This window comes from Streptococcus suis (assembly GCF_016743335.1).
GTDB classification, from domain to species: Bacteria; Bacillota; Bacilli; order Lactobacillales; family Streptococcaceae; genus Streptococcus; species Streptococcus suis_Y.
Genome location: NZ_WCJE01000029.1, coordinates 1 through 22,726, shown reverse-complemented (window position 1 = coordinate 22,726; position 22,726 = coordinate 1). Strand labels below are relative to the sequence as shown.

At 41.8% G+C, this 22,726-nt stretch carries 25 protein-coding genes and 1 pseudogene; 20 read left to right on the top strand and 6 right to left on the bottom strand.

Translation table 11 applies throughout. From position 1 onward, the window contains the following. Positions 1-29 precede the first annotated feature (29 nt). From F9856_RS08610 to F9856_RS08595, 4 genes are all read left to right on the top strand, one after another. Complete coding sequence (locus F9856_RS08610; protein ID WP_202106359.1) at positions 30-593, top strand: LysM peptidoglycan-binding domain-containing protein; 564 nt, start codon at positions 30-32, stop codon at positions 591-593. A 121-nt stretch (positions 594-714) separates the two neighbouring features. Beyond that, positions 715-2,097, top strand: a complete 1,383-nt coding sequence (locus F9856_RS08605; protein WP_202106358.1) for a HAMP domain-containing sensor histidine kinase — start codon at positions 715-717, stop codon at positions 2,095-2,097. Beyond that, positions 2,094-2,762 (top strand): response regulator transcription factor, encoded by a 669-nt coding sequence (locus F9856_RS08600; RefSeq protein WP_202106357.1) that lies wholly within the window; start codon positions 2,094-2,096, stop codon positions 2,760-2,762. Before F9856_RS08605 ends, F9856_RS08600 begins: the two co-directional genes overlap by 4 nt. 111 nt (positions 2,763-2,873) lie before the next feature. Then, complete coding sequence (locus F9856_RS08595; RefSeq protein WP_202106356.1) at positions 2,874-3,479, top strand: DUF3642 domain-containing protein; 606 nt, start codon at positions 2,874-2,876, stop codon at positions 3,477-3,479. 194 nt (positions 3,480-3,673) lie between these two features. Here F9856_RS08595 and sdaAA read toward each other — a convergent pair whose 3' ends face one another. After that, positions 3,674-4,546, bottom strand: a complete 873-nt coding sequence (gene sdaAA, locus F9856_RS08590; RefSeq protein ID WP_202106355.1) for an L-serine ammonia-lyase, iron-sulfur-dependent, subunit alpha — start codon at positions 4,544-4,546, stop codon at positions 3,674-3,676. 12 nt (positions 4,547-4,558) lie between these two features. Next, a complete protein-coding gene (gene sdaAB / locus F9856_RS08585; protein ID WP_172004744.1) occupies positions 4,559-5,230 on the bottom strand; it encodes an L-serine ammonia-lyase, iron-sulfur-dependent subunit beta in 672 nt (223 codons plus the stop codon). 218 nt (positions 5,231-5,448) lie between these two features. Between sdaAB and mnmA the strand changes: the two genes are divergently transcribed. Continuing rightward, positions 5,449-6,573, top strand: coding sequence for a tRNA 2-thiouridine(34) synthase MnmA (mnmA, locus tag F9856_RS08580; RefSeq protein ID WP_014638839.1), 1,125 nt, complete (start codon positions 5,449-5,451; stop codon positions 6,571-6,573). Positions 6,574-6,615: 42 nt separating this feature from the next. Here the strand turns inward: mnmA and F9856_RS08575 are convergent, their stop codons facing one another. After that, complete coding sequence (locus F9856_RS08575; RefSeq protein ID WP_002941856.1) at positions 6,616-7,005, bottom strand: nuclear transport factor 2 family protein; 390 nt, start codon at positions 7,003-7,005, stop codon at positions 6,616-6,618. A gap of 125 nt (positions 7,006-7,130) precedes the next feature. Here F9856_RS08575 and F9856_RS08570 point away from each other — a divergent pair, with 125 nt between their 5' ends. Beyond that, on the top strand, positions 7,131-7,457 hold the full coding sequence (locus F9856_RS08570) for a winged helix-turn-helix transcriptional regulator (protein ID WP_014638837.1): 327 nt from the start codon (positions 7,131-7,133) through the stop codon (positions 7,455-7,457). Positions 7,458-7,650: 193 nt separating this feature from the next. After that, the gene (locus tag F9856_RS08565; RefSeq protein ID WP_202106354.1) at positions 7,651-8,748 is read left to right on the top strand and encodes a DNA alkylation repair protein; all 1,098 of its coding nucleotides are present in this window, start codon (positions 7,651-7,653) and stop codon (positions 8,746-8,748) included. Between the two features lie 153 nt (positions 8,749-8,901). On the opposite strand, the gene F9856_RS12370 is transcribed toward F9856_RS08565, so the two are convergent. Together F9856_RS12370 and F9856_RS08550 are read right to left on the bottom strand one after the other, a co-directional pair. Then, positions 8,902-10,086, bottom strand: a complete 1,185-nt coding sequence (locus tag F9856_RS12370) for a recombinase family protein (protein ID WP_328708150.1) — start codon at positions 10,084-10,086, stop codon at positions 8,902-8,904. 51 nt (positions 10,087-10,137) lie between these two features. Then, positions 10,138-10,431: an SHOCT domain-containing protein gene (locus tag F9856_RS08550; protein ID WP_236659582.1), complete on the bottom strand. Its 294-nt coding sequence runs from the start codon at positions 10,429-10,431 to the stop codon at positions 10,138-10,140. A gap of 220 nt (positions 10,432-10,651) precedes the next feature. Here F9856_RS08550 and F9856_RS08545 point away from each other — a divergent pair, with 220 nt between their 5' ends. The 3 genes from F9856_RS08545 to F9856_RS08535 are packed head-to-tail and all read left to right on the top strand — an operon-like array spanning position 10,652 to position 11,833. Further along, positions 10,652-11,002 (top strand): winged helix-turn-helix transcriptional regulator, encoded by a 351-nt coding sequence (locus F9856_RS08545; RefSeq protein WP_202106353.1) that lies wholly within the window; start codon positions 10,652-10,654, stop codon positions 11,000-11,002. After that, entirely contained in the window at positions 10,989-11,396 is a 408-nt protein-coding gene (locus F9856_RS08540) for a pyridoxamine 5'-phosphate oxidase family protein (RefSeq protein ID WP_202106352.1), read from the top strand. The genes F9856_RS08545 and F9856_RS08540 overlap by 14 nt, the downstream gene beginning before the upstream one ends. 20 nt (positions 11,397-11,416) lie before the next feature. Next, positions 11,417-11,833, top strand: a complete 417-nt coding sequence (locus F9856_RS08535; protein ID WP_202106351.1) for a nuclear transport factor 2 family protein — start codon at positions 11,417-11,419, stop codon at positions 11,831-11,833. A 92-nt stretch (positions 11,834-11,925) separates the two neighbouring features. Here the strand turns inward: F9856_RS08535 and F9856_RS08530 are convergent. Next, positions 11,926-12,237 (bottom strand): annotated as a pseudogene (locus F9856_RS08530) (transposase); the annotation flags it as partial. A 256-nt stretch (positions 12,238-12,493) separates the two neighbouring features. Here F9856_RS08530 and F9856_RS08525 point away from each other — a divergent pair. From F9856_RS08525 to F9856_RS08480, 10 genes are all read left to right on the top strand, one after another. Continuing rightward, on the top strand, positions 12,494-12,955 hold the full coding sequence (locus F9856_RS08525; RefSeq protein ID WP_202106350.1) for an NUDIX hydrolase: 462 nt from the start codon (positions 12,494-12,496) through the stop codon (positions 12,953-12,955). Beyond that, complete coding sequence (gene mnmG / locus F9856_RS08520; protein WP_202106349.1) at positions 12,952-14,868, top strand: tRNA uridine-5-carboxymethylaminomethyl(34) synthesis enzyme MnmG; 1,917 nt, start codon at positions 12,952-12,954, stop codon at positions 14,866-14,868. The genes F9856_RS08525 and mnmG overlap by 4 nt, the downstream gene beginning before the upstream one ends. 106 nt (positions 14,869-14,974) lie before the next feature. Further along, the gene (locus tag F9856_RS08515; protein WP_202106348.1) at positions 14,975-16,936 is read left to right on the top strand and encodes a DHH family phosphoesterase; all 1,962 of its coding nucleotides are present in this window, start codon (positions 14,975-14,977) and stop codon (positions 16,934-16,936) included. 10 nt (positions 16,937-16,946) lie between these two features. Then, positions 16,947-17,399, top strand: coding sequence for a 50S ribosomal protein L9 (gene rplI / locus F9856_RS08510; protein ID WP_024375987.1), 453 nt, complete (start codon positions 16,947-16,949; stop codon positions 17,397-17,399). A gap of 33 nt (positions 17,400-17,432) precedes the next feature. Further along, positions 17,433-18,788 carry a replicative DNA helicase gene (gene dnaB, locus F9856_RS08505; protein WP_002938217.1) on the top strand — a complete coding sequence of 452 codons (1,356 nt, stop codon included), beginning with the start codon at positions 17,433-17,435 and terminating at the stop codon, positions 18,786-18,788. A gap of 3 nt (positions 18,789-18,791) precedes the next feature. Continuing rightward, the gene (locus F9856_RS08500; RefSeq protein WP_202106347.1) at positions 18,792-19,043 is read left to right on the top strand and encodes a Veg family protein; all 252 of its coding nucleotides are present in this window, start codon (positions 18,792-18,794) and stop codon (positions 19,041-19,043) included. Between the two features lie 139 nt (positions 19,044-19,182). Continuing rightward, the gene (locus F9856_RS08495; RefSeq protein ID WP_202106346.1) at positions 19,183-19,878 is read left to right on the top strand and encodes a cytochrome c biogenesis CcdA family protein; all 696 of its coding nucleotides are present in this window, start codon (positions 19,183-19,185) and stop codon (positions 19,876-19,878) included. An 18-nt stretch (positions 19,879-19,896) separates the two neighbouring features. Continuing rightward, positions 19,897-20,460 (top strand): TlpA family protein disulfide reductase, encoded by a 564-nt coding sequence (locus F9856_RS08490; RefSeq protein ID WP_202106345.1) that lies wholly within the window; start codon positions 19,897-19,899, stop codon positions 20,458-20,460. Between the two features lie 211 nt (positions 20,461-20,671). Then, on the top strand, positions 20,672-21,283 hold the full coding sequence (gene rpsD / locus F9856_RS08485) for a 30S ribosomal protein S4 (RefSeq protein ID WP_024407741.1): 612 nt from the start codon (positions 20,672-20,674) through the stop codon (positions 21,281-21,283). 254 nt (positions 21,284-21,537) lie between these two features. Further along, positions 21,538-22,726 (top strand): PTS transporter subunit EIIC (locus F9856_RS08480; RefSeq protein WP_202106344.1); only part of this gene is annotated, 1,189 nt, incomplete at its 3' end.

The following is a 22,726-nucleotide window of genomic DNA, read 5'->3' as shown; positions in this document are numbered from 1 at the left end:
GACTCACAAAAGAAAGGAATGTGACTATTATGAACATTACATTAAAGAAAAACTTAAAAACAACTATTGCTGGTTTGGTAGCGGGAATCTCCCTTTTGACTGCGGGTGTAGTCAGTGCAGAAACCTATACTGTAAAGTCTGGTGATACCCTGTCTGAAATTGCTGAAACACATAATACTACTGTTGAAAAATTAGCAGAGCAGAATAAGATTACCAACTTAGATTTTATCCATGTCGGTCAAGTTATCGAATTGGGTGATGTGACAGTGAAGGCAGTAGAGAGTTCAGTTGAACAAACTCAATCAACAACATCATCATCAACTTCTACTGCAACAGTAACAACTAGCACATATTCTTCAAACTTGAGTGCTGAAGATGCAGCAGCAAAAGAATGGATTGCAATGAAGGAATCAAGCGGTAGCTATGATGCCCGTAACGGTATCTACATTGGTCGTTACCAGTTGACAAATACTTACTTGAATGGTGATTACTCACCAGAAAACCAAGAGCGTGTAGCAGATGCTTATGTTGCTGGTCGCTATGGTTCATGGTCTGCAGCCAAGGCTTTCTGGTTGGTAAATGGTTGGTACTAAGATAAATTAGAAGAGGTCTAGCACGATGCTAGACTTTTTTCTATTGTTGAAAGTTGTCTAGCTTTACAGATAGGGTTGTTTTGTTTATAATTGTGAAAAAATTGACTAGAAAAGAAGAACTATGAAATTACAAAAACGAATTTTTCGATTAAATATGATTATGCTTATTTTTTCCTTGGTTGCGATGCTGGGGGTAAGTGTTTATGTGGTTAATAGCATTTATCGTAACCAAGAAACATGGCAGTCCACTAGCCAGAAGACAGCAAGTAGTCAACAGAGTTTGGAAAAGTTTTCGGGATCAGATTTTGCAGTATTGGCAGATGAGTTAGCATCGAATGATGCACGACTCTATGTAGAAAGTAATGGTGAGGCTGTCTTTTCAAATCTGAAAGATGATGCGGATGAGATATTGGGAGTGACAGTATCATCAACCACTCACACCTCCTATGTAGATGGAAAAATTGTGATTAGCCGTAAACTCGCCACGGATGGGCAAGTTTATTATTTATATGCCTTGTTAGAAGATTTGGAAGACCAGCAAGAAAGCCAAGAATTTCAAGCCTTCCTGATACAGCTTTTGTTAGTTGGTGGAATAGGTATCGTGGTCGTAGTGATGCTTAACTTCTTCTTTACTCGCCGGCTATTAGGTGTTGTCATGCGTCCTTTGAATGAATTGCATAGCGGTGTAGAACGTATCCAGCAGGGAGATTATACAGCACCTCTGACCTATCAAGGTGATAAGGAATTTGAAGAATTGACCCAAGGGTTCAATCAAATGCAGACTTCTTTGTTAGATGCCCGTGAGAAAAATCGACTGTATGAGCAAAATCGAACCCAGATGGTCGCAGATATTTCGCATGATTTGCGGACTCCCTTGACTTCTATCAAAGGTTATGCCAAGGGAATTTTGGATGGTATTGCCAATACGGATGAAAAACGTAATCAGTATTTGACTGTTATCTATCAAAAATCTCAGGTGATGGAGAAATTACTGGAAAAATTATTTGCTTTTTCACAATTGCAGACAGATAAAATGCCATTTGATAAAGTCAAGCTTGATTTGGCTATCTTTTTACAGTCCTATGTAAGAGAGAAAACTGAGGAATTAGTAGATGAGGACATTCGGTTTAGTTTGGAAGTATCGGATGGATTGCCAGTTGAGATTGATCCAATTCAATTTCGTAGAATTCTAGATAATCTGGTGGACAATGCACGAAAATATGCTGCTGTAAAGCCCCTGATAATCAGCATTACTGGACAAATGCAAGAGCAAGAAGTTGTTTGGACTTTTACAGATAACGGAAAAGGTGTAGAAAAGAATAGACTTGACTTGATTTTTGAAGAATTTTACAGGGCAGACGATACCAGACAGCAAGTAGAAGGCCATGGTCTGGGTCTAGCCATTGTAAAAAATATTATCGAACGCTTGGGAGGTCGAGTGTCTGTTGAGGCAACTCCAGGACTTCGATTTATCTTCAGACTACCTAGAAAGGATATGAAATGACACGGATTTTAATCGCAGAAGATGATGTAGAGATTGCTTATTTGGAGCGAGATTATCTGGAAATGCAGGGCTACCAAGTAGATTTAGTACATGACGGTGGTCTTGTAGAGGACCAACTCAAAAAAGAGGATTATGCTCTTTTAATGCTGGATGTCATGCTCCCAAATAAAACTGGCTACGATTTTTGTCGTGATTTACGGGATAAGGTGGACTTCCCTATTTTGATGGTTACATCCAAGCAAGAAACCATGGACGTGGTGAGAGGACTAGGCTTGGGAGCGGATGATTACATCAGCAAACCTTTTGATCCTATGGAGTTGGTGGCGCGTGTAAAGGCTAATTTGGCTCGCTACCAGCGTTTTCAAAAGGATAATGATCAGAATGAATTAACAGTTGGGAATATGACTATTTTCTTGGATAATTGGAAGGTGGCTTTGGATGGTCAGGAAATCAAATTGCCCAATCGTGAATTTGAATTGCTGGTTTATTTAGCAAAACACCCCAACCGAGTATTCTCTAAAGATCACTTGTTTGAAACCATTTGGGGATATGACTATGTTGGAGATAGTGCGACAGTTGCTGTTCATGTCAATCGGCTCCGAGATAAATTGGGAGCGGATTTGATTGAGACTGTCTGGGGAGCAGGCTATCGTCTTAATGATTAATTTATAAGTGTTTAGAATTTGTTTAGAAAGTTTCTCTAAAGTGTTAAAACCTATCCTCTATAATAGACTTATCAGCAAGAGCTGAAGAAAACAAGTTAAAAAGAGGACAAAATGGAAAATAACAATCAACAACAAGAAATTATTGAAGTGGCAGAAAATAAGAAAACAGGTGTCTGGGAATCAGTCAAACAGAAGGTTACAGGCATGAGTAAGAAATCGATTATCTTATTGTCGGTAGGTGCCTTGGCACTTGTGACGGCTGGTTTTGTCGTAGCAGAAGTCTATGAAAATAAACTAGAGGCATTAGGAGATCAAATTGAGCGACAAGTTGGAATTGCAGATGATGATGACAATCAACAGGTAATAGCACAAGCTAATGCATCATCAGCCTCATCAGTAAATACAACTTCTGCTAGTCAACTAGCAACAAGTTACGGTGTAAAGTTAGTTGACACCTCTGAGCTAGATGGTACTTATACAGCAATATCTGGAAATGACACCTACACATTGACTGTAAACGGAAATCAAGCTACATTGACAGAAGTTGACAAAGACGGAGATCAAGACATTGAACAAGTTATCTTTGATTTAGATAAAAAACTTTCCTACATTGATGGCGAAGCAGATACATATTCCCTGAATGGTCCAACTCTTACTTTGACAGAAATTGATGCCAATGATACAACTCTAGATAAACTCACTTTCACCAAACAATAAGAAAAAGGAGGCTGGGTAAAAAGCTTAACCTCGCTTCTCAGGGTTCGTGTCAACATCTCAGCGCAGTGGTTGATTGGCAGATTTGTTCGTGTTTTATACTCAAAATCTGACCTAATCAACTGTGGGGGCGGGAAGACGAACTATTTTTTGACCAGTCGAGTTCTTTCCCGCTCCCTTTTTGGTTTACATTGTTGTCAATCTTCCCCAAAAATTTCTTGAGCAAGGCGACGACCCGTCGGTGTAGCTGCAAGGCCACCTTCGGCAGTTTCACGGAAGGCAGTTGGTAGGGCAGATCCCACTTGGTACATGGCATTGATAACTTCATCAACAGGGATTTTTGATTCAATTCCTGCCAGTGCCATATCCGCGGCTACCATGGCATAGCTGGCTCCCATGGCATTACGTTTGACACAAGGGACTTCTACCAGACCAGCGACGGGATCGCAAATCAGACCCAGCATATTTTTGATGACAAAGCAGATGGCTTGGCTGGCTTGGTAGGGACTTCCTCCAGCAGCAAGTGTCAAGGCTGCGGCAGACATAGCAGAGGCGGAGCCGACTTCTGCCTGACAGCCTCCTTCTGCACCTGAGATGGAGGCGTTGTTGGCGATAACTAGACCAAAGGCCCCAGCTGTAAAGAGGAAGTCAAGTTGCTGTTCTTCTGTCAAATTGAGCTTTTCAATAGCAACTCCTAGCACAGCTGGTAGACAACCTGCAGATCCCGCTGTTGGAGTGGCACAGACTAAGCCCATTTTGGCATTCAATTCATTAACGGCCATGGCATTTCTTGCGGCGGATAGGACAGAAGAATCAGAAAGTGTCTTGCCCCTTTTCATATAATTGTCCAACTTGGCAGCATCGCCTCCTGTTAAACCAGATACGGATTTGCTTTCAGTTAGTCCATCCACGATGGACGCTTTCATGACTGTCAAGTTTCTTGACATGATTGTCAATATTTCTTCGCGGCTACGACCAGTTAATTCAATTTCGGTAGCAATCATTAGTTCAGCAACATTTCCTGAAAACTGCTCTGCTTGTTGAACCAATTCTTCGATGGTATAAAACATGTTTTCCTCTTTCTAGTTAAAGAAGGTGACATTGTGCAAATGTGGAATTTTTTCAATCTCTGCAATCGAATTTTCACATTGGCGGGCATCCACTTCGATAATCATAATGGCTTTTTCGCCAGCATGTTCACGTGTCACGTTCATTTGGGCGATATTGATGTCATACTTAGAAAGAACATCGGTCACTTTCGCAATCATACCAGGGACATCTTGGTGAACAATAATAATAGTTGGCGTATTCATATTTAGATTGACAGAGAAGCCATTGAGCTCTGTTACTTGAATGTTTCCCCCACCGATGGAAACGCCTGTGGCTGAGATGGATTTTTTATCGTTTTTTATGATGATTCTGGTGGTATTGGGATGTGGGGTATTGCTGTCCTTGTTAACACGCCAGTAAACCTTAATACCTCGTTCTCTTGCAATATCAAGAGAGTCAGGAATACGTGGATCGTCTGTATCCATGCCTAAAATACCTGCTACCAAGGCTACATCGGTGCCATGTCCTCGATAGGTTTTGGCAAAGGAGTTGTAAAGTTGAAATTCGACCTCGGTTGGTTCATCGCCAAAGATAGAAGACACTATTTTCCCAATGCGGACCGCCCCAGCCGTATGGCTAGAGGAAGGACCAATCATAACAGGCCCGATAATATCAAAGACAGACTGAAATTTTAAGTTGCTCATAATTTGCCTCGTATTTTTTTCTTATCCTTATTATACCAAATTTTCTAGTCAGGGAATATGCCTAAATGAATGGGCTTTCTCATGTCAAATTCCTGTCGATCTTACCTTTTGTGTGGTATAATACAAGTTGTTCAAAATCGACCTTCAAATCGTTTTTTGAAAAAAATTTGGAATACGACCTTCAAATCGTTATTTCTACGAAAAGATGGGAGAAGATTATGTCAATTGACAATTCTAAAACCCGTGTCGTTGTCGGTATGAGTGGCGGTGTGGATTCATCGGTTACGGCTCTCTTGCTCAAGGAGCAGGGCTACGATGTGATCGGCATCTTCATGAAAAACTGGGACGACACGGATGAAAATGGCTTCTGTACAGCAACAGAAGATTACAAGGATGTGGCTGCAGTGGCAGACCAAATCGGCATTCCTTACTACTCTGTCAACTTTGAAAAAGAGTACTGGGACCGCGTATTTGAGTACTTCCTAGCAGAGTATCGGGCAGGACGCACACCCAATCCAGATGTCATGTGTAATAAGGAAATCAAGTTCAAGGCTTTCTTGGATTACGCTATGAACTTGGGTGCGGACTATGTGGCGACGGGGCATTATGCTCAGGTGTCACGCGACGAGGACGGCACCGTCCACATGCTACGTGGGGCAGACAATGGTAAGGACCAGACCTATTTCCTCAGTCAGCTATCACAGGAGCAGCTACAGAAAACCATGTTTCCGCTCGGCCATTTACAAAAGCCTCAGGTGAGGGAAATAGCAGAGCGAGCAGGCTTGGCGACCGCTAAAAAGAAGGACTCGACAGGCATCTGCTTTATCGGTGAAAAGAACTTCAAAGAATTTTTAGGGCAGTATTTGCCAGCCCAGCCCGGTCGGATGATGACCGTTGACGGTCGTGACATGGGAGAGCATACTGGTCTTATGTACTATACCATTGGTCAGCGGGGCGGGCTTGGTATCGGAGGACAAATCGGTGGGGACAATGAGCCTTGGTTTGTTGTTGGAAAAGACCTGTCGAAAAATATCCTCTATGTCGGACAAGGCTTCTATCATGAGTCCTTGATGTCAACTTCTTTACAGGCTAGTCAAGTCCACTTTACACGGGATATGCCTGAAGAATTCACACTTGAGTGTACAGCTAAGTTCCGCTACCGTCAACCAGACAGTCAAGTAACTGTCAAGGTAAAAGGTGATAAGGCAGAAGTCATCTTTGCCGAGCCACAACGAGCCATTACACCAGGGCAAGCTGTTGTTTTCTACGATGGACAAGAATGCTTGGGCGGCGGTATGATTGACATGGCCTACAAGGACGGAGAGGCTTGTCAGTATATTTAATCAAAAATAAAAGCTTAGCACCCTCATGCTAAGCTTTTTATTTTATCCCCAGAAAGCATCTTCGGCTTTTTGGTCGGCTGAGAAGAGCCAAACTTCCTTGATTTTGCCATCTTCCATACGGAAAAGATCGATACCATTCATGTTTAGTTCCTCACCGTCTGTGCGAGTACCGAGGAATGTTACGTTAGCGGCAACAAGAGTATCATTATCGGATACCCAGTTTGTCACTACTTTGAAAGTTCCATTTGTTTTTTCGGCGAAAGTTGCTAGATGTGCTCCGAGTACTTCCTTACCAATTTTAGCACCAGATGTTGAATGATTTCCGGGTTGATGCCAGATAATGTCGTCTGCCATTGTTTCAAAAAGAGCTGCAAAATCACCAGCGATGAGAGCATTGTTATAGGCATTAAAAATTTCCAAGTTTGTTGACATTTGATGTCCTCCATTTTTTTTGATATAGTACAATTATAATGGAAGTAATCAATTATACAAGTAGGTACTTTTGCATTTGTTGGTATCAAAAGTGATACTATTGTGATAAATAAAGGAGAAGTTTTTTGAAAAAAGTTAGTGAATATGGTATTTGTCCTTTTGCAACAACGCAAAAAGTCTTGACTGGTAAGTGGGGATTGGTGATTATCTACCAACTCAGTACAGGAACGAAACGCTTCAATGAATTACAGCGACTAATTCCAGGTATTACTCAAACCATGTTAACAAGGCACCTTAGACAATTGGAGGAGGATCGCATTATTAGTCGTACGGTCTATGCAGAAGTACCCCCTCGTGTAGAGTACAGTTTGACTGAAATGGGTGAAAAATTTCGTTCGGTGCTGGATGCTGTTGAGGCTTGGGGCTTAGAATATATTGAAACGTTAGCGTAACCCCTGTACCTTTGTCAATGATTATTTATAAAGCTTATAGGACATAAGAAAATTTTTTATGCGTTCTTTGTGCTATAATGAGACATCGTCAAATGTTTTGATTGGAATCACAAATTGACTTTTACTAGTAAAGTTAAATGGTAATATTTTTAGGGAAACGTTCAATCAAGAAAACTTTTAAAGGAGGTTTAGGATGGCAGAGGAATTACGATTAAAGTACAACAAGACATTTTTAGAAGAGTTCGCAAAAGCTATTCAAATGCATCATTCTAATTTTGATTCAGAGTCTTTTTATCAAGCTGTTTTACAGGATGACTGGGAGGATTTGGCATTGATGGACCGTTTTAAACGTATGGCGGATGCCACTTATCACACGCTTGATCTTCCTTATGCAGATGTGGTGGACTTGTTGATAAAACTGAACTCAACCTGCCAAGGATTTGATTATTTATTTCTTAATGACATCATTTGGAAATATGGCTTAGAGGACTTGGATCATTCGTTTCGAGGGATGGCAGTGTTAACCGCTGGTTCTTCATCTGAATTTGCTATCCGCTATTTTTTAAACCACAACTTTGATGCCAGCTTTGCTTTTTTAAAAGAGCTGAGCTTATCAGATAATGAACATCATCGTAGATTGGCCAGTGAGGGGACACGCCTACGTTTGCCTTGGGGCCAGGCAGTTCCTGATTTGAAGATACATAGATCAGAGATTTTTGAGCTATTAGAGAGGTTAAAGGCAGATCCGTCTCTTTATGTTAGAAAAAGTGTGGCTAATAACCTTAATGATCTGACCAGATTTTATCCAGATGAAGTCATCGATCATTTAAAGACTTGGAAAAATCAAGATCCCAAAACAGATTGGATCATCAAGACAGCCTTGAGAACATTGATTAAAACAGGCTATCCTGCTGCGCTGGATTTTATGGGGTATTCTCAGGATTTTGAGATAAAGCAAGTTCAGCTAGCTATAGATTCTCTTGAGGTATATGATGGCGATACCAGTCAAATTTCCTATGCTGTAAGGGTTACGTCTCCTGGACCAAGTAAATTTCGGTTAGGTTTGGCTTTTGGATTTCAAAAAGCTAATGGTCGGATTGGTGAAAAGATTTTTTATCTGAAGGATACTGATTTTGTAAAGGACATTACTATCTCTGGCCACAAAAATTACCAATGGAAAGATTTAACAACGCGTCGGCATTATTCTGGAAAACATCATATCCGACTGCTTTTAAACAACATTGAATTAGAAAAAGTGGAGTTTATATTGAACAAACAGCCTAGGGATTAAATCTGATGTGTCGGTTAACTGACTAACTTCTACCGAATATGATTTTTGGCTGATCAATCAGTCACGGAGCTGGATTGTGGCTGGGAAGTGTACCTTTGTCAATGATGTGAGACCAAAAAGGTGATTTTGAAGTTATCCATTTGTTAAGCTTTACTAGGAACTAGTTCCTAGTAAAGCTTTTCTGATATCGATAGGAGATTTCCATCCTAAAGTTTTCATGGGGAGTCGATTAGAACGATAAAGATAGGTTTTCATCTGCTTGATCAGATCGTCATAGGAATAGAAGGTCGGGTGCTGGTAGAAACGTTGCTTGTCATTTCGATGACTGCGTTCAACCTTGCCATTATGTCTGGGTGTTCGAGGACGAATCAACTTGTGCTCAATGCCAAGTTCCTGACAAAGTAAGTCTAGTGGGTGAACGTGTTTGGTCTCTTTGAAATGAGTGAACTCGAAGCCATTATCCGTTTGGAGGATTTTGGGTTTGTACCCAAAGTGTTTGATCGCCATTTTGAGAAATTGAACCGTTGAGTAGGACAACTGCTCTTTGGAAGGGAATATAAAGCGTTCTCGACTGGCCTCATCAATGACGGTGTACTGGTAGAACTTGTCAGGAAGTTTACCTGTGTAGCAGTGAGTTGGTACGTATTTGACATCCATCTGCCACTTGATACCGAGTTTAGTCGGAGTATCATATGGTTTCGGTACATAAGGTTTTTTCTTTGTTTTAGGGGATTTGAAGAAGTCTAGTTTTCTCAAGATCCGAAAGAGTGAGCAAGGGTGTCTATCATATTCCTTATTGGTTTTGAGTTTGTAGAAGATTTCGATGAAGGTTCCGTTTTCAAAACGCTTCTGGATTGACCATTTGTTGTTTTCCGAAATGGAAACCGACTCGCCTTCGGCCATGCTGGAGAGGATTGCCAGAAAAAGCTCGCTCTCCATTGAGCCGGTGTTGATGTTTTCCTTCTCAAAATAAATCGGGATGTTCTGGGCGAGCAGCTCTCTCACCAGCGACAGGCAGTCAGTTGTGTTCCTGCTGAAGCGGCTGATGGACTTCGTGACAATGAAATCGATCTTCCCGGCCTTGCAGTCGTCTATGAGCCGTAAAAGCTCCGGGCGCTTATCCTTCTTGGTGCCGGTGATGCCCTCGTCGTAGTAGAGGCCTGCAAACTCCCAGTCATCACGGGCTGTGATGTAATTTTCGTAGTGGGTTTTCTGTGCCTCAAGACTTTCAAGCTGTGCATCGGAATCCGTAGAGACGCGGCAGTAGGCGGCAACCTTGATCTTCTTGAGCTTCACTTTTGCGTTCGTCGCTTGCTCTATTTTTGTTACTTTTCTCAAGGGAACTCCTCCTTTCCGTACGTCTATACATCACTCTAAAACGACTACATATCAAGGTATTTTTGGCATTATTTCCGCGAACAATGGGGAGAAAGTTTCCCGATTGATGGCGGTTAATTTGTTGAATTCAGCCACAGAAATCAGGCCGTCATCAAGCATGCTTTTTGCGATCCCCTGCGCCCGGCGGTAGTCCATATCGCCCTGAATCCGCTCCTGCGTGAAATATCCAGATTGAGCATTTGTATTTTCGTTTGGCATAACATATCCACCTCCAGTTTCCACTGGAGATTGGGAGCCGTTTTGAGCGGAGGATTTTTCACAGGCAAGAAAAAAGCCTGCGGGCATTCCGAAGAACACTCGCAGGGCGGTATCATGAGAGATACTATGTATTTTTCATAATCGTACTTGTTTTTGCTTTTCTGCCCGACTATACTAATTACAGTTCAGAAAAATGAACCGCAACAAAAAATCATCGCAGTTCTTTTAATTATCGTTAAACTGTGATATAATCAGGAGGTCGAGAACATGAAAGAAAAAGCCATAGGTTTTTCAGAAAGGATACGAGATGGAACAGGATTTATTCGGGACTTGCCCTTATGCTACAGCGCAGAGACTGATTCAGGGAAAATGGGCGATTATACTCATGCACGAGTTATCGGGAGAGCCCGTCAGGTTTAACGAGCTGCAGCGCAGGATGCCCAAGATGACACATGCCACTCTTTCAAATCAGCTGAAGCAGCTGGAGAGTGAGGGCTTGATACAGCGGGTGGTTTACAGTGATATTCCGCCGAAGGTCGAATATTCCTTAACGGATATGGGCAGGAAATTTAATCCGGTATTGGATAGCATCAGAGCTTTCGGTGATGAATACATTCAGTACATGAATGAAAGGAATGATGGTGATGACCAATCTTGAAAAGGTCGACGAGTTTTTGAACGAGGCAGGCGTTTTCTTCGTCTCCACTGTGGACGGAGATCAGCCGGTAATGAGACCGTTCAATGTGCATTATATCTTGGACGGCAAGCTTTGCTTTGAAACCGGCGACAAGAAGAATGTATATAAGCAGATGATGGCGAATCCCAAGGTGCAGATTACGGCCATCAACAGAAAGACGGAGTGGCTGAGAATTACCGGCACAGTATCTTTGGCACCGGATCAGTCGAGAGCAGAGCAGCATTTTTACGGCAGTAGGTTCATCCGTGAAAACTATGAGAAAATGGGTATGATGCTGCATACCTTCCAGATCGATGAAGCGACGGTCGAGAAGAACACTTGGCAGCCACTGGAAAAGTTTGATTTGTACGAATAAAAAAACGGAGGTAAAAGACAATGACAAAAGCAGCAAAGGTTATAGAGGAGTTTCTTGGATATTTGAACGAGCTTAACATTGAAGGTGTCAGCTCACTCTTCGCAGATGACATCGAGCAGAAGGTACCGTTTGCGCCGGAAGGCACACCGGAGGTAATCAATGGCAAGGAAGCGGTAACGCAGAATTTTGCAGGACTTCCGATGGTCTTCAGCTCCATGAAGTATTCTCAGATCGAGATCGTGGATACCACGGATGATAACTTCGCCGTTGCATTCGCTCATGCGGATGCCATTCTGCCGAATGGCGCTCCCTACGCACAGAACTATGTGTTTTATGTTCGACTGAACGCAGAAGGCAAGATCAGCGAGTATCGTGAATACATGAACACAGAGCTTCAGGCAAAGGCGATGGCAGCTCTGATGGCAAATCAGGGCTGATAGTCGAAGTTTAATCAAAGGCTGGAAATGAAAAATAGGGTGCGCTACCATCGGAAAAGATGATAACGCACCCATATTTTATTTCACTCTGAATTGGTTTTGAGTTTGTAGAAGATTTCGATGAGGGTTGCGTTTGGATTTCTTTTGATGCAGTTTTTAATCCATGTTAGCTCTTGCTGGGTATGAGCCTTTGGGTGCGGTGTTAGAGGGCGATGAGAACGGTCTTTCAGCGATTCTTTTGTGCCATCGAATCGCTTATTCCAGCGCATAAGAGAGGCTTTTGAAACTTTGTATCGTCGACAGATGAAGGCGACAGAGGCACCATTTTGGTAGGTTTTAACCGCGTGGTAACGTGTTTCTAGAGTGTGTGGTAAATAGCGAAGATTTTGTGATATACTAGTCATGAGAAGATTCCTTTTTGGTGAGTGGTGGTACTATTATCATATCAGGGAATCTTCTTTTTGATTTCTCAGGTCTCACATCTATTGTAAAGCTACATACATTGAAACGTTAACGTAATACCAGATTTGAAATTCTACAAATCTTTTGATAGAATAAGAGTAACAATCATCATGATGGTCAAAGCTCATGGGAATTGTAGGCTTTTTTGTCCTGCAATTTTCGAGAGTTTTGGCTATTTTTTACTATTGGGGAGAGAAGATGGATTTCAGAACCAGAGTTGACAACCAGATTTTCGGTGTTCGTGCCACTGCATTGATTATAAAGGATGGGAAAATATTTCTTACCAAGGACCATAAAGGGCGTTATTATACAATTGGCGGAGCGATTGCAGTTAATGAAACGGCACAAGATGCGGCTGTTCGAGAAGTCAAAGAAGAATTAGGGATTGACAGTCGTGTCAATCAACTGGCTTTTGTCGTTGAAAATCAGTTTACACATGAAGGTATAGACTTTCACAATATCGAGTTTCATTTTATCGTTGAGCCTATTGGAGAAGTGCCTGAGAAGATGATTGAAGGCCAATTAAAACAAACGTGTGAATGGATTGCACTTGACAACCTTGTCAACTTAGATATCGTGCCAGCCTTTCTGGCAGAGGAATTACCAATTTGGAATGGACAAGTTAAACACATTATGAATATGAAGGAGAAAACAACATGACACACACATTTGCAGAAAACTATGATGTCATCGTGATTGGTGCGGGGCATGCGGGTGTAGAAGCGGGATTGGCAGCCAGTCGGATGGGCTGTAAGACCCTGCTTGCAACTATTAACTTGGATATGGTGGCCTTTATGCCATGTAATCCCTCCATTGGTGGCTCTGCCAAGGGGATTGTGGTAAGAGAAATCGATGCCCTGGGTGGCGAAATGGGCCGCAACATTGACAAGACCTATATCCAGATGAAGATGCTCAATATGGGTAAAGGTCCAGCTGTTCGTGCCTTGCGGGCTCAGGCAGATAAGGCAGAGTATGCAGCAGAAATGAAGCGGACGGTGGAGCGTCAGGAAAATCTGACCCTGCGTCAAACCATGATTGATGAGATTTTAGTGGAAGACGGCAAGGTTATCGGTGTCCGCACGGCTACCAACCAGAAATTCTCAGCCAGGGCGGTTGTGGTGACGACAGGTACTGCCCTACGTGGTGAGATTATCATCGGTGACCTCAAGTATTCGTCAGGGCCTAACAATAGTCTGGCTTCTATCACATTGGCGGATAATCTGAAAGAATTGGGACTTGAAATCGGTCGTTTCAAGACAGGAACACCACCGCGTGTCAATGCTCGTACCATTAACTACGAAGACACGGAGATTCAACCAGGCGATGAAAAGCCAAACCACTTTTCATTCTTGTCCAAGGATGAGGACTATTTGCAGGACCAGATTCCTTGCTGGTTGACCTATACCAACGCGACCAGCCATGAGATTATCAACAGCAATCTTCATCGAGCACCTATGTTTTCAGGAATTGTCAAGGGGATTGGGCCCCGTTATTGTCCGTCAATCGAGGACAAGATTGTTCGTTTTGCGGATAAGGAACGCCACCAGCTTTTCCTAGAGCCAGAAGGTCGCAATACAGACGAAATCTATGTTCAAGGGCTGTCAACCAGTCTGCCAGAAGATGTGCAGCAGGACTTGATTCACTCTATTAAAGGCTTGGAAAATGCCCAGATGATGCGGACGGGATATGCCATTGAGTACGATATGGTCATGCCTCATCAGTTACGGGCAACGCTTGAAACCAAGAAGATTTCAGGGCTCTTTACCGCAGGTCAGACCAACGGAACATCAGGTTATGAAGAAGCAGCTGGTCAGGGAATCGTTGCTGGTATCAATGCCGCTCTCAAGGTACAGGGTAAGCCAGAGTTGATTTTGAAGCGAAGCGACGGCTACATTGGTGTTATGATTGATGACCTGGTAACCAAGGGAACGGTGGAGCCTTACCGTCTCTTGACCAGTCGGGCAGAGTACCGCTTGATTTTGCGTCATGATAATGCCGATATGCGACTGACGGAGATTGGTCGTCAGGTGGGCTTGGTGGATGATGAACGCTGGCAGGTCTTCCAGATTCACAAAAACCAGTTTGACAATGAAATGAAGCGCTTGGAGTCTGTCAAACTCAAGCCAATCAAGGAAACCAACGAAAAAGTCGTAGCCATGGGCTTCAAGCCCTTGACAGACGCTCTGACTGCCAAGGAATTTATGCGTCGTCCAGATGTGACTTACGCAGATGTGGTAGCCTTTATCGGTCCTGCGACAGAGGATTTGGACGCCAAGACCATTGAATTGATTGAAACAGAAGTCAAGTACGAGGGCTACATTGCCAAGGCCTTGGATCAGGTGGAGAAGATGAAACGTATGGAAGAAAAACGCATTCCAGCCGATATTGACTGGGATGACATTGATTCCATTGCGACCGAGGCTCGTCAGAAATTTAAGCTGATTTCACCAGAAACTATTGGTCAAGCTAGTCGGATTTCCGGTGTCAATCCAGCGGATATATCCATTCTCATGGTCTACTTGGAAGGACGCAGTCGCTCCATTTCTAAAAACAAATCAAAGGACAGTCACTAAGGCTGTTCTTTTCGCTGTATGTCAGCTATATGTCAACTACTTTAAAATCATGTGAAAAGTAGCTTTTTTACTGAATTTATGGTAGAATGGCAGGCAGAGGTTAGTGATGAAAAGATTTCGATTTTCGACAATTCACTTTGTCATGATAGGTGTCATTTTATTTGGGTTGGTGGCTCTTGTCCACCGATTTTTTCCAATTGGTGCCAGTACAGTTTTTGCGCTACTCATCAGCCTATTGGTGTTGATTGCGCTGTTTATTTATCAAAAACATTCTTATGAATTTAGTGAGATAGAACAGATTGAATATCTCAATAATCAGGCCAATTCTGGTTTGATGATGCTCTTGGATAAAATGCCAGTGGGAGTTATCAAAGTTCGACCGGATAGTAATCAGGTAGAATGGTTTAATCCCTTTGCTGAGCTGATTTTTGCTCAAGAAAATGGTGAGTTTGATCAAAAAAAACTACGTGAAATTATTGACGTTGGTCTAGATGAGGAGCGAATTTATGCAAACTTTTCAGGCAAGAGATACGCTGTTAACGTTGATTTTGATCAAGGGTTATTTTACTTTTTTGATGCTTCATCAGAGTACTCAGCGACAAATAGTTTGATCGGAAGCCGTCCTGTTATAGGGATTATTTCAGTTGATAATTATGATGAACTCGAGGACACGGTATCTGATTCACAGATTAGCCAAGTCAATTCCTTCTTGGCTCAATTTGTTTCGGAATTTTGCCATGATTACGGTATCTACTACCGACGAGGCACAATGGATCGATTCTATTTCTTTACAGATTATGCTGTGTTGGAAAAATTGATAGAGAATAAATTTTCAGTTATTGATAAGTTCCGCGAGGAGGCTAAAAAGTTAGATTTAGGTTTGACTTTGAGTATGGGATTGGCGTATGGTAATGAAAATCATCACCAAATCGGACAGGTTGCGCTCCAAAATCTCAATATGGCCGAGGTTCGTGGAGGAGATCAGGTTGTTGTCAAGGAAAATGACGAGAGCAAGCAACCGCTTTTCTTTGGCGGAGGTTCAGCTTCATCAGTAAAACGTACTCGAACTCGAACGCGTGCCATGATGACAGCCGTATCTGATAAGCTCAAATCGGTGGATGCTGTCTTTGTTGTCGGACACCGTAATTTGGACATGGATGCTCTGGGCTCAGCAGTCGGGATGCAATATTTTGCCCAAAATATCATGAACAATGCCTATACGGTTTATAATCCAGATGAAATGGCACCAGATATTGCACGTGCTATCAAGAAGTTGAGTGATGAAAATTGTTCTAATTTGCTAACGGTTGAGGAAGCCATGAAGATGGTCACTTTCCAGTCGTTGTTAATCATGGTAGATCATTCAAAGATTGGCTTGACTTTGGATAAGGATTTTTATGAACAATTTACCCAGGTTGTGGTGGTTGATCATCATCGTCGCGATACAGATTTCCCAAATAATGCAGTTTTGACTTATATAGAGAGTGGTGCTAGTTCTGCGAGTGAGTTAGTAACGGAATTAATTCAGTTCCAGAATGACAAACACCATAAACTTAATCGCATTCAATCTAGTTTATTGATGGCTGGGGTTATGCTTGATACAAAAAATTTCACCTCTCGTGTGACTAGTCGTACTTTTGATGTGGCTAGTTACTTGCGGACTCGTGGTAGCGATAGCTTGGAAATCCAGCAGATTGCAGCGACAGATTTTGAGGAATATCGTCAAATCAATGAGTTGATTTTGCGTGGGGAGAGAATTGAGTCCAATGTTGTTATTGCGTGTGCAGATGATACTAAAGAATACGATAATATTATTCCGAGCAAGGCTGCCAATACAATATTGGACATGGCAGGAATTGAGGCGGTATTCGTTGTAACAAGAAATACCAAAGGGTATGTATCTATTTCTGCAAGGAGTCATAGTAAAATCAATGTTCAACGCATTATGGAAGAAATGGGTGGAGGTGGCCACTTTAACCTAGCTGCCGCTCAGGTATATGACCAGACAATCGCAGAAGTATGTGAAAAGTTGACGGATAAAATCCGCGAAGAAATAAATGGAAATTAGGAGAACAGATATGAAAGTAATCTTTTTAGCAGATGTTAAAGGTCAAGGTAAAAAGGGTGAGATTAAGGAAGTTCCAACAGGTTACGCCCAAAACTTCTTGATTAAGAAAAATTTGGCTAAGGAAGCAACAAACCAAGCGATTAGCGCCCTTCGTGGTCAGGAAAAATCTAAGGAAAAGGCTCATGCAGAGATGATTGCAGAAGCAGAGGCTATCAAGGCTAAGTTGGCTGAGGAAGCTACTTTAGTGAAATTTGTCGAAAAAGTTGGTCCAGATGGTCGTACCTTTGGTTCTATTACCAGCAAGAAAATTGCTGAAGAATTGGACAAGCAATTTGGTATTAAGATTGACAAACGTCATATCCAATTAGACCACCCAATTCGCGCCCTTGGTTTGATTGATGTACCAGTTAAAATCTATCAAGATGTGACAGGTGTTATCAATTTGAGCATTAAAGAAGCTTAGAAGAGTTATCATTGTCAGTGAGGAGGTGAGATTTTGGCAGAGTTGGATGAATTGCGGGTGCAACCGCAGGATATTCTAGCTGAACAATCGGTATTAGGAGCTATTTTCCTTGATGAAGGCAAGCTGGTCTTCGTTCGTGAATATATCGAGGCAGAGGATTTTTTCAAGCATGCCCATAAGCTGATTTTCAAGGCCATGATTGCCCTTTCTGATAGAAATGAGGCAATTGATGCGACTACCATGCGTAACTATTTAGTGAACCATGGTGATTTGGAAAATATTGGTGGCTTGGCCTATTTGGCTGAAATCATTAGTTCCGTGCCGACGGCGGCCAATGCGGAATTCTATGCCAAGATTGTTGCTGAAAAGTCTAATCTCCGTAAACTGATTGCCCGTTTGACGGATGCAGTTAATCAGGCTTATGAGGGTGCGGATGGTTCAGATGACATTATTGCCAATGCTGAAAAAGCTTTGATTGATGTCAGTGAGGGAGCCAGTCGAAGTGGTTTCAAGCGGATTGATGATGTCTTAAATATCAACTTTGATAACCTTGAGACACGTGCCAAACAGACCTCGGATATTACTGGTATTGCTACAGGTTATCCTGCCCTAGATGCCATGACAACGGGGCTGCATGAGGAAGAGTTGATTATTCTTGCGGCTCGTCCTGCGGTTGGTAAGACAGCCTTTGCCCTCAATATTGCACAAAATATTGGTACAAAACTGGGTTTGACCGTTGCTATCTTCTCCTTAGAGATGGGTGCAGAAAGCTTGGTTGACCGTATGCTCGCTTCTGAGGGAGTTATCAATTCGAGGGCTATTCGTACGGGGCATTTGACGCAGGAAGAATGGAATAAGTACATGGTGGCTCAAGCTAATCTGGCTCGGGCTAGTATCTATATTGATGATACACCAGGTATCAAGATTACAGAGATTCGTTCGCGTTCACGCAAGTTGGCTCAGGAAACGGGCAATCTGGGCTTGATCTTGATTGACTATCTTCAATTGATTACGGGAACAGGTCGTGAAAACCGACAACAAGAGGTTTCTGAGATTTCCCGTCAGTTGAAGATTTTGGCAAAGGAATTGAAAGTTCCCGTTATCGCCCTCAGTCAGTTGTCGCGTGGTGTGGAGCAACGTCAGGATAAGCGTCCCGTCTTGTCCGATATTCGTGAGTCAGGGTCTATCGAGCAGGATGCGGATATTGTTGCCTTCTTGTATCGTGATGATTACTATGAGCGTGGTGAGCAAGAAGATGGTGGCATTCCGAACAATACGGTTGAAGTCATCATCGAGAAAAACCGTTCCGGTGCGCGTGGTACCGTGGAACTCATGTTCCAAAAAGAATACAATAAATTTGCAAGTATTTCCAAGAGAGAGGATGGATAAAGAATGAGTGATGCATTTACAGATGTTGCTAAGATGAAGCAAATCAAACAAGATATTAAAGACCATGAGGGTCAAGTTGTTGAATTAACCCTTGAAAATGGTCGAAAGCGAGAAAAGAATAAACAAGGACGTATTGTGGAGGTTTATCAGTCTCTCTTTATCGTTGAATTTGAAGATCCAAACAATACTTTTGTAGAATCTTATACTTACTCGGATGTATTGACGGAGAAAATCTTAATTCATTACTTGGATTAGGAATGGGAGCCTGTGTTTGCAGGCTTTTTTGTATGCTTTAACCAAACTATATATTGACTAAGATAAAGCAGTGTGTTACAATATTAGTACATAAAAGCGTTTTCAACAACATTCGTATGCGAGATAGAAAGGAGTTTGTATGGACTTGCAATGGTTTACAGTTCTGGCTCTGTTTGCTGAGGGGCTTCTGTCTTTTCTTTCTCCCTGTGTTCTGCCAATTCTTCCTATCTATGTTGGTTTGTTGGCAGGTGGAGCTGAAGGGAAAGAGGGGGAGAGGAATGTCCTGGTTAATACGCTGAGTTTTGTGGTTGGGATTGCTGTGACCTTCTTCTTATTAGGCTTTGCCTCTAGTTTGCTGAGTAGGGTCTTGCAGGCCAATGCTCAAGTCTTACAAATTATCAGTGGTCTGTTGATTATTCTCATGGGGATTTTGCAGTTGGGTTGGTTCAATATTCCTATGTTGGAGCGTGAATTTTCTGCTAAAAATAAGGTGTACAAAGCAGGGAAAAATGTCACACCATTTCTAGCTTTCCTGATGGGTTTTACCTTTAGTTTTTCTTGGACTCCATGTATAGGACCTATTCTGGCATCTGTTTTTATTTATGCTAGCAGTCAGCAGGGTTGGTTGAGCGGTATCTTGCTGTTGGTCTATTGTCTTGGCTTTATTCTTCCCTTTATTTTGGTTGCCTTCTTTTCTCAGAAAATGTTGGCTTTCTTCAAGAACAATCGGCACTATTTGGCTTGGACCAAGCGTATTTCAGGCTATTTATTGCTCTTGATAGGCTTGAGTATTTTAACAGGTTTCTTCCAACATCTTGTGCGTTTTTTCCAGTAGGATAGAAAGGATTTATTTATGAAAAAGTTGGTATCGATTGTCGTTTGCTTACTTGTTTCTTGCTTTGTTTTGACTGCCTGCTCTCTCTTACCATTGGTCAGTCCGTCTTCTACTGAGTCGACTTTACAGATCAATCAACCAGTCACGCTAGATTTTTCCCTAAAGGATAAGGATGGAAATGATGTCAATCTGACAGATTACAAGGGGAAAAAGATTTATATCAATGTTTGGGCGACCTGGTGTGGTCCTTGTCAGAGAGAAATCCCAGAATTGGAGGAGGTCTATCAAGAGTATAAGGATAAGGAAGATTTTGTCTTTTTGTCGATTACGTCACCTGATGATGCTGAGTTTGAGAATACCAAGCCTGCGGATGTGAGTAAGGATGAGATTTTGGAGAAGGCTAGTGAGCTAGGTGCGACCTATCCTGTCTTGTTTGATACAAAAGATCAGGCGATGACACAGTTTGGCATTGCTGCTTTTCCGACCCATATCCTCATCAATAGTGATGGAACCCTCAAGGTTTCTTTTGCAGGACAGGTGCAGAAGGAAAAATTGGTCGAATTATTGGAAGAAATGCAATAAGAAGGATGAAAAAGGCTTTACAGAGCCTTTTTTTGTGCTATACTAATCTTTGTGCGAAATAACAGCAGGGCAAAATGAAGCTCGTCAACAGAAGGTCAGCAAGAAGAGTAATCGTTGCTGTTTCGATGAAGGCCTCCTGCACGAATCAGGTTTGCTTAAAACGTTATTTCCTACAAATAATTTTTATATTTTATTTTAGGAGGACATAACTATGTCACGTTATACAGGACCATCTTGGAAACAAGCTCGTCGTCTTGGCTTGTCATTGACAGGTACAGGTAAAGAATTGGCACGTCGTAACTACGTACCAGGTCAACACGGACCAAACAACCGTTCTAAATTGTCAGAATACGGTTTGCAATTGGCTGAGAAACAAAAATTGCGTTTCTCTTACGGTTTGGGTGAAAAACAATTCCGTAACTTGTTCGTACAAGCTACTAAAATCAAACAAGGTACTCTTGGTTTCAACTTCATGCTTCTTTTGGAGCGTCGCTTGGACAACGTCGTTTACCGTCTTGGTTTGGCAACTACTCGTCGTCAAGCACGTCAATTCGTTAATCATGGTCATATTCTTGTTGATGGAAAACGCGTGGATATCCCATCTTACCGTGTTACTCCAGGTCAAGTGATTTCTGTTCGTGAAAAATCATTGAAAGTTCCAGCTATCCTTGAAGCTGTTGAAGCTACTCTTGGACGTCCAGCTTTTGTATCATTCGATACTGAAAAATTGGAAGGAACACTCACTCGTTTGCCAGAACGTGATGAAATCAACCCAGAAATCAACGAAGCACTTGTTGTTGAATTCTACAACAAAATTTTGTAATATTTTATTGAATATGAGAGGCATAAAAGCCTTGATACAAAGCACTTTGGAGCTTCATTCCAAGGTGCTTTTTAAATTTTTACTACCCTTTTTATGAAGGAAGAGAATGGTATTCATATTTTTTTATTGCCGAAATGAGATGGTTTCAGTTAATGGACCTAAGTCCATAGTCTTCCAATGATATTGCAAACGCTTTCTAAAAATGGTAATTTAATCCATAGATACGTATCAATAAATAATAAAAAGGAGGAGTTATGGATACTCGGATTAACGAAGCAATGCAAAAATTTTCCAGATCAGTCATTGTTCCTGTCAAGTTCATGGCTGTCATGGGGCTATTTTTAGCGATAGGGGTTATTCTACAACTTCAGTTTATGCCTGAGTTTATTCAAACATTGGGCTCATTAATCAAAACGATGATGGACAGCATGTTAAATAATCTGTCATTGATTTTTTGTATAGGGATTGCGTCCTCTTTGGCAAATAAAAAGAAAGTAGAGGCTTCTTTAATAGCCCTCATTGCTTTTCTATTTTTCTTGGCAGCTAACAATGCCTGGTTGACACTAACAAATCAGTTGGCAAGCGCAGGTGAGGTTGGACTATTTGGGACTGGACAAGGGATGGTATTGGGATTCCAAGTGGTTGATATGAATGTCTTTTTAGGCATGATGATAGGCTGTCTTGTTGGTTGGTTCCACAATAAATTTTCAGAAAAAGAATTTATTGATCTATTTAGTATTTATGGTGGTTCTCGTTTTACATTCACGCTCCTCATTCCTGTCATCCTAGTTTTAGCCATTGCCATGTGTTATATTTGGCCGGTCGTTAATCAGGGAATTTCTTCATTATCTGGTTTTATTTTAACTACTGGTTTGGTAGGAGTATTTATTTACGCATTTGGTAACCGTTTCTTGATTCCTACTGGTCTCCACCACTTACTATGGATGCCGTTCTGTTTTACGGCGCTTGGAGGAACTGCTGAAATCAATGGTAAAATTTACAGCGGAGCCGTTAATATCTTTTATGCAGAACTAGCAAACTCAGGTTCAATTGTCTCGCTAGATAACTCGTTGAGGTTTGCGACCTTTGGCTTTGTCAAAATATTTGGATCAATTGCTGTTGCAGCAGCAATCATCTATTGTGCTAGAAAAGAAAAGAGGAAAGAAGTTGAAGGGATGATGTTGCCGTCAACATTTGTTGCAATGGCAGCAGGTATTACGGAACCGTTGGACTTTACCTTCTTATTCCTATCACCTCTATTATGGTTTATACATAGTTTGCTAACAGCTATTTCAGAAACAATTTTATGGGCTTTAGGTGCTAGAACTTATATGCTCTATGGGTTGATTGACACAGTCGTATCGAATGCACCATTTAGTCCCAATATCACTAAGTTTTACCTAGTGATTATTGTGGGGATTATCATGACAATTGTCTGGTTTG

Excerpts from the sequence above, each read along its gene's own strand:
- rpsD (WP_024407741.1), top strand. The coding sequence starts at position 20,672 with ATGTCACGTTATACAGGACCATCTTGGAAACAAGCTCGTCGTCTTGGC.
- F9856_RS08545 (WP_202106353.1), top strand. The coding sequence starts at position 10,652 with ATGGAACAGGATTTATTCGGGACTTGCCCTTATGCTACAGCGCAGAGA.
- sdaAB (WP_172004744.1), bottom strand. The coding sequence starts at position 5,230 with ATGAGCAACTTAAAATTTCAGTCTGTCTTTGATATTATCGGGCCTGTT.
- F9856_RS08550 (WP_236659582.1), bottom strand. The coding sequence starts at position 10,431 with ATGCCCGCAGGCTTTTTTCTTGCCTGTGAAAAATCCTCCGCTCAAAAC.
- F9856_RS08595 (WP_202106356.1), top strand. The coding sequence starts at position 2,874 with ATGGAAAATAACAATCAACAACAAGAAATTATTGAAGTGGCAGAAAAT.
- F9856_RS08535 (WP_202106351.1), top strand. The coding sequence starts at position 11,417 with ATGACAAAAGCAGCAAAGGTTATAGAGGAGTTTCTTGGATATTTGAAC.
- F9856_RS08525 (WP_202106350.1), top strand. The coding sequence starts at position 12,494 with ATGGATTTCAGAACCAGAGTTGACAACCAGATTTTCGGTGTTCGTGCC.
- rplI (WP_024375987.1), top strand. The coding sequence starts at position 16,947 with ATGAAAGTAATCTTTTTAGCAGATGTTAAAGGTCAAGGTAAAAAGGGT.
- F9856_RS08565 (WP_202106354.1), top strand. The coding sequence starts at position 7,651 with ATGGCAGAGGAATTACGATTAAAGTACAACAAGACATTTTTAGAAGAG.
- F9856_RS08495 (WP_202106346.1), top strand. The coding sequence starts at position 19,183 with ATGGACTTGCAATGGTTTACAGTTCTGGCTCTGTTTGCTGAGGGGCTT.
- F9856_RS08490 (WP_202106345.1), top strand. The coding sequence starts at position 19,897 with ATGAAAAAGTTGGTATCGATTGTCGTTTGCTTACTTGTTTCTTGCTTT.
- mnmG (WP_202106349.1), top strand. The coding sequence starts at position 12,952 with ATGACACACACATTTGCAGAAAACTATGATGTCATCGTGATTGGTGCG.
- mnmA (WP_014638839.1), top strand. The coding sequence starts at position 5,449 with ATGTCAATTGACAATTCTAAAACCCGTGTCGTTGTCGGTATGAGTGGC.
- F9856_RS08610 (WP_202106359.1), top strand. The coding sequence starts at position 30 with ATGAACATTACATTAAAGAAAAACTTAAAAACAACTATTGCTGGTTTG.
- sdaAA (WP_202106355.1), bottom strand. The coding sequence starts at position 4,546 with ATGTTTTATACCATCGAAGAATTGGTTCAACAAGCAGAGCAGTTTTCA.
- F9856_RS08540 (WP_202106352.1), top strand. The coding sequence starts at position 10,989 with ATGACCAATCTTGAAAAGGTCGACGAGTTTTTGAACGAGGCAGGCGTT.
- F9856_RS08500 (WP_202106347.1), top strand. The coding sequence starts at position 18,792 with ATGAGTGATGCATTTACAGATGTTGCTAAGATGAAGCAAATCAAACAA.
- F9856_RS08575 (WP_002941856.1), bottom strand. The coding sequence starts at position 7,005 with ATGTCAACAAACTTGGAAATTTTTAATGCCTATAACAATGCTCTCATC.
- F9856_RS08515 (WP_202106348.1), top strand. The coding sequence starts at position 14,975 with ATGAAAAGATTTCGATTTTCGACAATTCACTTTGTCATGATAGGTGTC.
- F9856_RS08600 (WP_202106357.1), top strand. The coding sequence starts at position 2,094 with ATGACACGGATTTTAATCGCAGAAGATGATGTAGAGATTGCTTATTTG.
- F9856_RS08605 (WP_202106358.1), top strand. The coding sequence starts at position 715 with ATGAAATTACAAAAACGAATTTTTCGATTAAATATGATTATGCTTATT.